Raw genomic sequence first — 12,490 nt, 5'->3', positions numbered from 1 at the left:
GGCTCGGAGATGTGTATAAGAGACAGGCTGCAAACAATTCAATTTGCAGGCTCAACACTCCGTCTCACATCGATGTCACACCTCGGTCACAGCGAGGCACTGACGACTGATGGCTACTGTTCGTTAGAGAACATCTCAGAGTCACGCGCTGTCCTGTTCGATTCACTTTGTTGGATCTGCACGGCCGGTGCCCCGATCAAGCACGGAGCTCCACGGCAGACTGCCGTGAAGCTCCGTGACCCGCGACTAGCTCACCGCTGATCAGAACGAAACGCGCAGACCCGCTGTCACACCTCGCCCCGGAAGAGGCACGACGTGAGCGAGGTACGAGGCGTGGTTCCACACGACCTCATCGAGCAGATTCGTGCCTCGCAGATACACCACAGCACCACGCTCACCGCGCGGGCTGTAGCTCAGCGTCAGGTTCAACATGTCGTAGCCCGGCGTGACGGACTCGAAATCCGCGATGTTGTCTTGCTCGTTCACTCGGTAGTACTCGAGCTCTCCGCTGAGAGACTGGACGTTTGCATTCAAGCGCGTGCCATAGCGCGAAGCTGGAATGCGAGGCAGGTCGCCGCCGTTCTTGAGCTCGGCCCGAACAGCGTCGCCGAACAGAGTCGCGGAGAAAGTCTCGTTGAACCGATATGTCGCCTCTGCCTCCAGGCCAGTGAACTCCGCATCGCCCTGCGTGTACTTGATCAGGCGAAAGTCTTCGAACTGATCGAGGGTGCGCGCGTAAATGTAGTCGTCGATCTCGTTGTGGTAGGCGCCGACCGAGAAAGTCAGATCGCCCACATTCTTTTTCAGCGTCACCTCGATGTTGCTGGAGGTTTCAGTTTCCAGCGTCGCGTTGTTCTCCACACCGCCGCAGGTTAGCGGGTGCGGCACCAGACCGCACTCGTAAGTGTTCGTCGCCAGGTGAATCCCGCGCGCGTAGAGCTCCTGTGCATGAGGCATCCGCTCCGAACGCGTGACTGCCAGCGTCAGCGAGTAATCGGGCACGAACTGCCAGATCGCCGCCGCCGAAACGGAGGTCGCGGAATCGTCGAACTGCGGCCGACCGCGTGAGTCGTTCAGCGGCGAATGCTTCTGCCACTCTTGCCGTGCGCCCAACTCGAAGTGCCAGCTCTCGCCCACTTCCACATGCTCGACGGCGAACACGCCGATAGTTCGGCTCTTGACTCGCGGCATGAAGGCTTCGGAGCCGAGCGCAGCGAACTCGTTCTGCGCCAACTGCATACCCACCACACCCTTGAAGGGACCGATTTCCCGGTGCTGCACTTCAACGCGCGCCTCGTAACCGTCGTTCTCGAACGTGGTCGCGACCACGCCCTCTTCCAACTCATAGTGGCGATAGTCGGTGTGGCTGGCCCGCAAGCGGACGCGCTCCACACCGGCGAACGGATCGGCCAGCTCGCCACGCAAGTCGATACGCTTACTCAGCAGCGAAATCTCGGGCACCGCTTCGTGCTCGTGCTCATGGTCATGGTCGTGGTCATGGTCGTCATGGCTGCCACAATGCAGAGCGCTGCCGTGCGGATGGCAGCCTTCGTACTCGTGGCTGTGTCCGGGAACGCCGTAGCCATCGTCCCGATAGGAATAAGCGAGACCGAGGTAGCCTCGCTCCCCCACCCACGACATGCCGAGGCTCGCGTTCTGCGATTCAGAGAACGTGCCATGCACTCGCGATTCGTCCAGTCCTCGTGCGCGATAGTCGTCCGCGTCACGCATCATCGCCTCGGCGTGAAGCACGAGGTTCTCGGTCGCTTGAGCCGTGATCTCGAATGCCCCGGCCTTCTCTTTGGCGAAGCTGTTGCCCCGCAAGCCAAACGATCCTTGCAGTCCGTTCTCCGGCAGCACCGTCGGGATTTTCTTGTCGAGCACATTCACGACCCCGCCGATGGCGCCGCTGCCATACAACAAGGTCGCGGGGCCCCGGAGCACTTCGATGCGATCGATCAGCAAGGGCTCGGCGGTCACGGCATGGTCCGGCGAAATATTCGACGCGTCGAGCAGCGCGGCACTATCCGACAACACCGCCACACGAGGTGCCGTCTGGCCGCGGATGACCGGCCGGCTCGAACCGCCGCCAAAGGTGTCCGAGTTCACGCCGGGAATGGAATTCAAGGTATCGCCGAGCGTCGCCTGCGAACGCTCGAACAGCGCCTGCCCATCCAGGATGCTGTAGGACGCCGCGAGATTCGTTGCATCCTCGTTCACCGCGCTGGCCGAAACTCGCACGGTCTCCAGGACCCGGTCCCCTTGCGTGTCCTGAGCCTGAGCCCCGAATGCGACACCCGAAAGCGAGCTCGCGAGCACCAGCCGAATGCTGGACGCGAGCACCTTATCAATCTTCATGACGATCTCCGAAATATGTTACGCGCACGACGCTCCGTCACGTGCGGCCGCAGCCGCTCGCGAAAGGCGTGAATGGTCTGATCTGAATCCGAGCTCGACCGGCGACCGCGCAAACGACGCGCAGCCGAATCGACGCGAGGCGCATTGCGCTCCACGGCGAAACAAACGGATGGCTCAGTAAACTCGCTGCAAACGGTGCAGCGTTGGATCAGCGCGCCGGAGGACCCTGGCTGAAGTAGAAGAAAGGAACATCGAAGGCAACCCACGCCGTTGCGACATCGACGACGGTTTCCGTCGCGACGAGCACCAGTTGCGAGAGAACAGCGGCGGTAGGAGCAGGTGCACCGGCCGGCAACGACAAGCAGAAGCTGCAGGCATTCGATGGGCCGTTCGAGGACAGCTCATCGCCGGTGTGGACGTGGGTCGCGAAAGCGACGAGCCACAGGCATAGCGCCAAGCCCAGCACGAACACGCGCGAGCGCTGTCGTGTCGGCGATCCACGGAAACGTGAACTCGAGGCTTGGTGCATGCGCGCCAGTGTCGCAGCCGCCTGACAGATTTTCAAGCACTGAGCAAGGCCGCGGCCCGCGTTGCTTCGAAGCGCTTTAAGCAACCTTTGCCGTCAGCTTCAATCCCAACGCCTTCACGACTTTGAGAATCGTCGCCAGACTCGGGTTGCCGTCCGGCGAGAGTGCTTTATACAAACCCTCGCGCGAGATTCCTGTGTCTTTAGCGAGCTGCGCCATCCCTCGCGCACGTGCGATATCGCCTAGCGCCGCGGCGATGTATGCGGCGTCATCGCCAGCCTCTTCCATGCAGGCTTCGAGGTAGGCCGCGATGTCTTCCTCACTGCCGAGGTAATCAGCGACGTCGTAACGAGAGAACTTTTCTTTCTTGCGCACCATGGTCAAGCCCTCCAGTCTTCCGCAATCTCGATCGCACGTTCGATGTCCGCTTGCTGTGTGCGCTTGTCACCGCCGCACAGAAGGAGAATCACGAACTCGTCGTGTCGCGTGAAATACACGCGATAACCCGGGCCGTAGTCGATTCGCATCTCACTCACGCCTGATCCCACCGGCTTTACATCGCCGGGATTGCCCCGCAACAACCGCAGAATCCGCGCCTCGATGCGCGCTCGGGCACGCATGTCGTGAAGGTCACGCAACCAACGATCAAACGTTTCGGATCTGAATACTTCGAGCATGGCGACTGTAAACCATAGATTACATCCCGTCAACCATGGTTAACACGCAGTGTCCCTCCGTGGTTGAAGCCTGTGGACCCATCTGATGGTGCCAGCGCCCGGCCGTGCTCCAGACAACGAAAAAGGGGGCCAAACCCGAGTTTGACCCCCTTTACCTGCTCCGCAATTTCTGCGTCTTGATGACTCTAGTCGGGACTATGCCCCTTGAGCGGAAAGTTCTCGCGCCACGGTCTCGCCTCATCGACGACACGCGCGATCGACGGACGCGCGAGCAAACGCGTGCGATAGCCGCGAAGCGCAGTGAGAGATTCAGGGATGGGATAGCCCCAGTGAGCATAAAAGAGCGCAGGTGCCGCTGCGCAGTCAGCGATGCTGAAGGCATCGTTCGCAGCCCACTCACGCCCTTCCATCCAACGATTGAGCCACGCGTAGCTCTTGTTCAGCGTCGCCTTCGACTCAACGTCTGCATAAGGATCGCGCTTGTCTGCATCGCGCAGCGCGTTGAGCACCATCCGCGACAGGGGTGTCATCACGTAATCGTCGAAGACACTATCCATCTGCCGCGCTTCGATGGCCGCGCGTGGATCAGACGGAATCATTGGCGGCGCGTTACCGTGATGAAGATCGAGATACTCGATGATGGCCGCCGATTCGATCACCGTGCGCTCGCCATCGACCAGCACGGGGAACTGCCCGGTCGGCGCCAGCCGGCCGATGGCCGCGGCGTTGTCCGGGTGATCGGCATCGATCATCAAGAACTCGAACGGCACGTTGCGTTCATAAATCGCGATCAGGGCTTTCCAATAGAACGCAGCGAACGGGTGGCCATAGATTCGCACCATCGACACTCTCCTGACGATCGACTGGGAGCAGTTTAACTGTTCCCGATCCGTCACTGGAATCGTGTCTGTTTCCTGAACAGCCGGCTACGAGCAAACGCCGGTACTGGTGCGCTTCACAAATGCCCGTCCGGTCGCGTCCATGCTCACGACTCGTTCCTGACTACCTGCAGCGGGGCTCGAACGGCACACCCTGAAGACCGCCGGAGTGGCATCGACACCGGTCGATTGAAACTGCAGCGTGGTCGTGCCGGAGAGCTCAGTGAGCTGAAATCCGCTGGGCATGCCGCTCACGATCTGGAGCACATCGGCGCCCCGCATTACCACCCATCCCCCGCTCCAATCGCCACCGCATTCATTGCCCCCTGCAGACGGACACATCGTCACCGTCGCCCCGCCCTTGATCGCCTCGCTGCGTGCCAGATTCATGCTGCCGAGCAGATCGTTCGACGACGCGCGCAACTGACTGTTCAAGCGGGAGCCACTGTACGAGGGCACGGCGACGGCAAGCAGGATGGCCGCAATGGAGAGCGCGACCACCAGTTCGATCAGCGTAAAACCCTGCTCGGAGATGATTCGTGGACCCATGTCGCTAGCGCTCGATGTACCAATACACACGGTTCTTCGGCTGCGCTGGCAGGCTCGACGGCGGAATCTTCGGTTCGCTGCCTTCCAGCGGCGAATCCGCAGTACAGCCGATGCAGAACGGCACCGTGCGCCCATCGTCCAAAGTCACCAGTCCCGCCACCGGTGATGGCGGCAAGCCGATATCAGGCGGCAGCTCCTGCGAGCGGTCACGGTTGCTCCCCTGACCCGCGGCATTCAGATACGAAACGTTGTACACGCGCGCCAAACCGAGGTTGGCGCTACACATCGCGGGAGCCGCTGCGGCTGGCTCGTGCGTGCTGAATGTAAGAGTTCCGAAGATCGTGATCGCCGAGGTGACCACCTGCTCGGTGGCATTGAGGCCGAGATACCAACCCTTCTTGGCGGCAAGCTGGTCGGCAGTAGGCATCTCGCCGTCCAGAATCGGCGTGAGCGAGCTCAAGCACAGCACGGCCGCCGAGCAATTGCTGGCCTCGGTCGTCAACCAGGTGGCATCCTGCGGCTTGTCCTTCAGCATGAAGAAATAATTCTGCACTGTGCTGACATACTCGCGCGGCTTCTCACGATCGCCTGAGCCGAGCAACAGCACATAGGCACCATTCTCGAGCAGCACGTCCGGCGCGAACATGAACTTGCGGTTGTAGCTGCAGCTGGTGTTAGCAGTATCGCAGCCAAGCGAAGCGATCTTCGTCATCGTCCAGTCGGCGGGCGCGTTGTTGCCGATGTTGATGCGATACACGTTGCCGCCGAGATCGACCACATAAGCATACAAAGCCAGGCCGCTGGTGAGATCCGGCACCACGGCCACTTCGGCGATCACGCCGCGTTCGGTGTTGAAGCTGCGCTGGACCGCGCCCGTAGCCGCATCGAGCACATACACTTTGTGCCCCTTGCTGCTCGACGTGCACGTGTGCGGTTTGGCGTCTTCGCAGTTGTCGTAGCCGCCACCCATGATCAGCAGCGGCTGCGGCGTGCCGGCCGAGCTGTAGCCTGTCGCGGTGAATGTTTTGACAGGCGACCAGGTCTGGCCGATGTCGCTGAAGTCGCTGCTGGTGCATTGTGAGTCGTCGCAGCCGACCTTCCACGCCAGCTTGATGTCGCTCGGATGAGCAGCATCGATATTGAACGCGTAGACGGCGCGACCGCCCCGTCGCATCGTCGCGAACACGCTGGCTTTCGAGCCCGATCGATAGGCCGTGATGGCACCGTCCATGGCGTAGGGCTTGGGTTCCGGCGAGCCGGTGGTCACCGTCGGAAAGTTGATGGGAACGACGTTCTCGTACAGACGCTTGAAGTGTTTATGGAACTCCGGCGGCACAAAGCCCCACAGCTCGCCGCCCGGCGCCACGCCATCGATCTCGCCATCGCCGCTGCTGCCGCCCGGACGGTTGCCGTTGACCGCGCGGAACACGCCATCGTTGGCGGCATAGAACACCACGACTTCCGGATTGGAATCGGTGCCGAAGTTGAGGGCGACGGGCCGTGAATGCACCACATCGCCGTGCGCCGAGGGGCGCATCGCAATCGACGTCGTAGCCGTGGGCGTGATCGAATCGCCCGTATGCTCGTCATCGACATCCTGACCGCGCGCCCAGTTGATGATCTTCTGGCGTTGCGCGTCGTTGGTAACGCCGAGCATTGCCGCGGTCACGTTGCTGACATTGAAGCTCGTCACCGATGAGCAAGTGAAGCCGGTACAGGTGCTGAGCAGACGATTGGCGCTCGGGGTCGCTCTGAGCAACTGCGCCTGACCGCCCTTTTCGACAAACTTGCCGTCCGGATAATCCGAGCTCATGGGCGGAAACGAGCTGTTCTCGACCGCACAACCTTCCTGGCCCTCGAACTGCTGCGCCCGGAAGTTCCAATATTTGTTGGGGCTGGTCCAGAAGCTCTTGGAACAGACTCGGACGAAGCCCGAGACGGGATCCACCGCCGGTGAGCCCAGTGCATCCTGCAACCGCAAGTCACTGCCACTATAGCCCAGCTTGTATTGCTTGAGGTTGCCGACCCAGCGCGGCAACGCTGTGCCATCGGGGCGGAACAGACCGACATAAACTTGATTGAGGTACGTGCCCTGAGTGCTGGCGCTCAACGGCAAGCTCACTGAGGCGAACACGCTGTTGGTCGCCTGGATTTGCGCGAGCACGTCACGAACCGCTCTCTCGATCTCCGAGCCCACGTCGCTCGTGCTCTGATACGTGCCGCCGTTGGACAACGCCATGTTCTCCAGCAAGGACGACCAGCCCGGTCCCTGCCCGCTGGTCTTCTTGTTCACCTCGATGGCATACGTGATCACGCCCATCCGCTCATGGAGAAAGCGAGCCCATTCGTCGGTGACGTTGTCCTGCGAGCCGGCGATCGGCAGCGGGATGGTCTTGGTGTTGCCACCGGCCTCCTGCAGCATCGCAGTGGCCGTCGAGACGATCGAGGAGTTGTCCTGCGACGGGCCGTTGCTGAGATAGACGATGAACCGCTTGCTGCAACTGGCGCCGGCGCCGGGCGCGTTGTAGCTGGCTGCCGATTTCGAGCCGAGCGCATTGCCAGGCAGAGCGTAGATCGCCTTCATGGCTGCTTTCGAAGCAGCCGTCGTGGCGCTGTTCGACCAATCCGCGCCCGTGTTGCCAGTGTAGTCCGCCTTCGCCTTGTTATTGCCCGAACGCGCCTGGCCGCCACTGAGATAACGATAGGCCTCGGCCATCACCAAACTGGATTGCCCGCCGTTGCCCTTGTCCTTATTGACGTCCATCGCCGTGAACATTGCGGCATACAACGCTTTGTTGGCCGCATTCATGGGCCGGATCGCCGCGCGCACGTAGCCGCCCGGTACGTTGCTGTCGCTGCCGCTGGTCTCGGCCGCAAACATCACGCCCACCTGAACCTTGTCGGCGGGCAGGCTCGCAAAGACATTGCGCAGAGCGGTCATTTCGTTGTCGAAGGCCTGCGACCAGTTCGCCGTGTTGTCGATGATGAACAGCACTTGCGGCTGATCGCCGGAGCTGGCCTGGGCACCGATGAACAGATCGATATCTTCGGCCGCCGCGTTCCAGCAGGCGCTGGCGGCGAGCATTCCGATCAACCACTTCCTGGACCGCGTCATAGTTCGCTCCCGCAACCCCATGCGCTCAGACATTGCAAACGGCGTTGTATTGGACTTCAGTCAGCAGCACACGCACGCCCTGATGGACCTGCACAGCCGTGCCCTGCGCGACCGTGCCTTGATCGAAGGCCGAAACATTGGCGTGCAGATCCCACAGCGTGCGATACGCATCACTGGTCGACGCCGCAAACGCCGTGCCGAGGAACACGCTGCTCGGCGGCACGTTGGTTCCGGCGATGCGCTCGGCACTGATGCAAGTGGGTCTGGCGAAGTCGACGTGAAAATCCATGATGCCGTCGTTGTCGATATCGACGTCCACAGTCTGCGCCGCCGGCGCCGCGGTAAAGGCTGAGCTCATCACGAGCTCGATGCCGCGATTGGCCGCCGCGATCGCTTCATCGCGCAACTGCATGTTGCCGACGGATTGCACGTTCGTATTGGTGAGATTGAATGCGCTCACGACCATGACGGTGATCAGCGTCAACAGGATCAATCCCACCACCAGCGCGGCGCCCCGCTGCCGTGCGGCTGCATGGATGGATGGCATGTTCATGGCTCGGGGGTTTCCCTGCGGCCGGAGATATTGTTCAGCCGCATGCTGGTCGTGAAAACGTGGCGCTTGAAGTGGTCGTTCGCGGCGGCGATGGTGTTGGCCGCCGGGCATGAGCCGTCGATCTCTGGCTCACCCAAGCAGTAGATTTTGCTGTCCGTATAACCTTGCGAAGGATCGCGGCTGCGAGCCAGTACGTACAGCTTCACAGCGACGACATTCATGAGCTCGTCGGCGGTACACGGATCCGCCGTCGTGCAGCGTCTGAAGAAATCAGGCGCACCGTCGCCGCGATTCGTCGAGCGCATCTTGGTCGACACATCCTCCCAGTGCACCGCCTGGCCGTAGTCGACATCCGCGCCCGTCTTGCCCGTGTGGTCGATGCCCAGCTCGACGCGCAATGCTTCCACGCCATCGAGCAATCTCACCGGCGTTCGCTGGGCGGTCACGCCACCGGAGACGTCGAGTTGCGAACGCATCAGTGTTGGCACCGTGCGTCCGTCGTCGTCCGGATGAGGCAGGTCCGCGATGTAATAGATGTTTGAGATCAAGCGACGCTTGTCCGCCAGTGTTCCTGCGGTGAGCGGCAGGCTGGCCGGCGTTCCCGTGCCGACGCAATCGCGCCTGTGCAAGGGAAAGGCGCTGGTGCTCAACGCATATTCGAAGCCATACACGGAGGTGGAGTCGGGAATGACGGCCCACGGCGAGTCGAACACGGCCGTCCTGCTGCTGCCCACATACGTGCTGATGTTGCGCAACTGGCCCATGCCGGTGCCGCTCACGATGCGCAAGGTGACACCGGCGTAGGCACCATCGACTGTCGACGCATGGCTGTCGAGAACGATGCTATTGGAAGTGGCGCCAGTCACGACGCCGGCGTTCTTCTCCGCCGCGCACATGCCGGTTTGCATGTACGGTCGACCTGCCGTGTCGGCATCGCAATTCAGTCCACCGGGGACACAGGTTTCCAGATGCCGAACCACGATCACATCGGTGCCCGCGCGCTTCGCCGGGAACGACACGCAGCCCGCTCCGGACGGCAAGGCATCCGAGCTTTGCACCGGTACGCCGATCAAATTGATCTTGTACTGACCGGTCCACGACGCATAGGCGAGGCACGCATTCGGAACCGCTGTCGGCACGTCGGCGGGGACATGCTCGAACGTCAGATCGTCGAACTGCGGCACGAAGCCCGCCCAATAGCCGGCGTGCACCAGATCGTTCTGTAACAGCTGGACGGCCGAGCGCCCGGTATCGATCAGGCTATTGCTCTTCGTCATCTCGTCGTTGGCGCGTGCCAGATTGACGTAGACATTCACCATCGCCAGCAGCACCAGCAGGGAGATGGTCATTGCCACCATCAACTCGACCAGCGTCATGCCGACCTGGCGGCCCCGGATTGTTTTGATGGCGTTCACGGCTACTTGAGATCCGCGATGCGAACCAGGGTAGTCACGGCGCGTCGGCACAGATCGCCCGGACACTGCGCATCGTCATAAGCGCCCTGCCCGCACCCGAGGCTCGCTGGGGGACTTGCCACCGGCGCAATGCCCTGCCATGCAACCGTGATCAAATATTCGTTACTGGACAGCGCTTCGACGCAGCCTCGCGCTCCGATCATCGCGCCGGCTTTGCTGCCGCCCTCGATTTCCGCCGCGCCGAGCAGTGCGTTACACCATTGATTCGCGTCGATCTCCGCTCGCGTACCCGCCAACAGAGGGCAAACGCCGCCATCCGCCAATGGATTGGTAGTGCCGGTGACATAGCTCGCCGCATGCGCGCGATTGGTCGCGAGGCGGCTCGACATGTCCTGCAAAAGCATCAACGCTTGCGTGCGCTGATAGCTCTCCACCTGCGAGACGCCGAGACGGGATTGCAATCCAGCCAGGCCCAGCAGCCCGATTGCCAGAATGACGACAGTAATCAACACCTCGATCATGGAGGTGCCGTACTGACTGAGTCGTTTCGGGCCGGCCGCGGTCATCGCGACCATTTCTCGGCGGGCGCCTTTCTTCCTTGGCTGTCGAGGGTGATCTCGCCATCGCTGGACTGCGATCCGATGGGAGTGAAAGTGATCTGGAACGTCGGCCTGGACATGCCCTCGATCGGGCCCATGCTCCAGGTGTAGTGGCTGCTGACCTCGGCCGGCAAGGTGTAGCCCGTGGCCTCGAAGGCAGACTTATCCGCGTAACGGCGGTTAGCCAGTAAAAAGTGCTGCTGGCGATTGGCGATGTCCATCATCGCCTCCTTCGCCGCCGTGCGGTTCGCCCGAATCATGTGCTGGCGATAGCTCGGCACGGCAATGGCCGCTAGGATCGCGATGATCATCAGCGTGACCATCAGTTCGATCAGCGTAAAACCTTGTTGCGAAGAGTCGCGCATGCTCCGGCCAGTGGTGAAAACTGGGCGGATTGTTCTGTGCTGCTGGCAGGGAATTCTCGGCAACAATCACACTTTGCAGGGTGCGTGTGGCATTTACTTATCGCATCGCTATGCACACCGGACATAACGATCGCGTGAGCCAGGGTTTCGCTGATGCGTCAGCTCGGAGTACTCCCCTTCGTTGCGAAGTGCCAGGTGCGCGCCCAGCACATCGTGTCGGAAATTACAGCGCGATAGCGCCGCGCGCCTCGACCCACGTTACGAAAACTTAAGCGGATCTTCATCCCGTTCCGCCGCCGCGTTCTTACCATCGACGTTGAACTGGTGTTGTCGTAACGGTGTATCGAGGGGCTTGCCATGGCCCGCCGCAAGACCGAAGTCTTCAGCATGTCGTTTCTCGACTGCATCACCTGCGCGTTCGGGTCGGTGGTGCTGGTGTACACGCTCATCAATGCGCAAGGCGGTCTGCGGCGAATCACCGAAGAGCGCACCAGCGACGCGGAAGTCAGCCAACTCGAAGAACAGGTCCTGGAGGGCGATCAGCAGCTCGTGCAGCTGCGCAACTCGCTGCAAAAGACCGACGCGGAAATCGTACGCACCGAAGGTCTGGCACCGCGCGTGCTGGCCCAGATCGAGCACACCAAGCTGCAGCTGGCCGACTCCGATAAGGAGACGCTCGCCAAGCACGATGACATCGAGCGCCTCAAAGCGGACTTGAAGTCCCTCGAAGAGGGTCAACGACGGCTCGAAGGCGGCGCCCGCAGCCCAGGCCCACGCGGCACCAACATTCGCGGCTTCGAAGGCGAAGGCAATCGGCACTACCTCACCGGCTTGAAAGTGCGCGGCGAGCGCATTTTGTTTCTGGTCGATACGTCCGCCAGCATGCTCGATGAGACGCTGGTGAATGTCCTGCGACTGCGCAACATGTCGGATGCACACAAGCGTACGGCGGACAAATGGCGGCGCACCGTGGCAATCACGGAGTGGTTGACCGCGCACATTCCAGAGACCAGCAAGTTTCAGGTCTACGCCTTCAATACCCACACGTGGCCGCTCAAGAAGGACAGCGCGGGCAAATGGCTGGACGGCAACGATGCCGATGCGCTCGACGCGGCGATCAAAGGGCTGCATGAGCTCGTTCCCAACGACGGCACCAGTCTCGAGAATGCCTTCGCTGCGATCTCTGCGCTGACGCCCGCACCGGATCGGGTGATCCTCATCACCGACGGTCTGCCCACGCAAGGCAGCTCGGCGCCGATGATCCGCAAGACCATCGATGGCGACGGCCGCTACAAATTGTTCGAGAAGGCGATGGCGAAGTATCCACGCAATGTGCCGTTGAGCGTGGTCCTGCTGCCCTTCGAAGGCGACCCCCAAGCCGCCAGCGCCTTCTGGGTCGCCTCGCGACGCAGCGGCGGCGAATTCATGATGCCCGCCAAAGACTGGCCCTGACC

At 61.5% G+C, this 12,490-nt stretch carries 12 protein-coding genes; 1 reads left to right on the top strand and 11 read right to left on the bottom strand.

Annotation, left to right across the window (positions count from 1 at the left end; all coding sequences use genetic code 11):
- Positions 1–261: 261 nt before the first annotated feature.
- From D0550_RS25015 to D0550_RS36510, 11 genes are all read right to left on the bottom strand, one after another.
- On the bottom strand, positions 262–2,358 hold the full coding sequence (locus D0550_RS25015; RefSeq protein WP_116811924.1) for a TonB-dependent receptor domain-containing protein: 2,097 nt from the start codon (positions 2,356–2,358) through the stop codon (positions 262–264).
- A 208-nt stretch (positions 2,359–2,566) separates the two neighbouring features.
- On the bottom strand, positions 2,567–2,830 hold the full coding sequence (locus D0550_RS25010; RefSeq protein ID WP_153067334.1) for a hypothetical protein: 264 nt from the start codon (positions 2,828–2,830) through the stop codon (positions 2,567–2,569).
- A gap of 133 nt (positions 2,831–2,963) precedes the next feature.
- On the bottom strand, positions 2,964–3,263 hold the full coding sequence (locus tag D0550_RS25005) for an addiction module antidote protein (protein ID WP_116811922.1): 300 nt from the start codon (positions 3,261–3,263) through the stop codon (positions 2,964–2,966).
- Between the two features lie 2 nt (positions 3,264–3,265).
- Positions 3,266–3,562: a type II toxin-antitoxin system RelE/ParE family toxin gene (locus D0550_RS25000; protein WP_116811921.1), complete on the bottom strand. Its 297-nt coding sequence runs from the start codon at positions 3,560–3,562 to the stop codon at positions 3,266–3,268.
- 185 nt (positions 3,563–3,747) lie between these two features.
- On the bottom strand, positions 3,748–4,404 hold the full coding sequence (locus tag D0550_RS24995) for a glutathione S-transferase family protein (RefSeq protein ID WP_116811920.1): 657 nt from the start codon (positions 4,402–4,404) through the stop codon (positions 3,748–3,750).
- Between the two features lie 84 nt (positions 4,405–4,488).
- Positions 4,489–4,989, bottom strand: a complete 501-nt coding sequence (locus tag D0550_RS24990; protein ID WP_116811934.1) for a GspH/FimT family pseudopilin — start codon at positions 4,987–4,989, stop codon at positions 4,489–4,491.
- A gap of 4 nt (positions 4,990–4,993) precedes the next feature.
- Positions 4,994–8,104 carry a pilus assembly protein gene (locus D0550_RS24985; RefSeq protein ID WP_116811919.1) on the bottom strand — a complete coding sequence of 1,037 codons (3,111 nt, stop codon included), beginning with the start codon at positions 8,102–8,104 and terminating at the stop codon, positions 4,994–4,996.
- A gap of 25 nt (positions 8,105–8,129) precedes the next feature.
- Positions 8,130–8,657 (bottom strand): pilus assembly PilX family protein, encoded by a 528-nt coding sequence (locus tag D0550_RS24980; protein ID WP_206606527.1) that lies wholly within the window; start codon positions 8,655–8,657, stop codon positions 8,130–8,132.
- Entirely contained in the window at positions 8,654–10,072 is a 1,419-nt protein-coding gene (locus tag D0550_RS24975) for a PilW family protein (protein ID WP_116811918.1), read from the bottom strand. The genes D0550_RS24980 and D0550_RS24975 overlap by 4 nt, the downstream gene beginning before the upstream one ends.
- 2 nt (positions 10,073–10,074) lie before the next feature.
- Entirely contained in the window at positions 10,075–10,647 is a 573-nt protein-coding gene (locus D0550_RS24970) for a prepilin-type N-terminal cleavage/methylation domain-containing protein (RefSeq protein WP_206606526.1), read from the bottom strand.
- Complete coding sequence (locus tag D0550_RS36510; RefSeq protein WP_116811917.1) at positions 10,635–11,036, bottom strand: type IV pilin protein; 402 nt, start codon at positions 11,034–11,036, stop codon at positions 10,635–10,637. The genes D0550_RS24970 and D0550_RS36510 overlap by 13 nt, the downstream gene beginning before the upstream one ends.
- 357 nt (positions 11,037–11,393) lie before the next feature.
- On the opposite strand from D0550_RS36510, the gene D0550_RS24960 reads away from it, so the two are divergent.
- Positions 11,394–12,488 carry a VWA domain-containing protein gene (locus tag D0550_RS24960; protein WP_116811916.1) on the top strand — a complete coding sequence of 365 codons (1,095 nt, stop codon included), beginning with the start codon at positions 11,394–11,396 and terminating at the stop codon, positions 12,486–12,488.
- The last annotated feature ends 2 nt before the right edge of the window (positions 12,489–12,490 follow it).

The organism is Steroidobacter cummioxidans (assembly GCF_003104955.1).
This window is presented reverse-complemented; position numbering and strand designations above follow the sequence as displayed.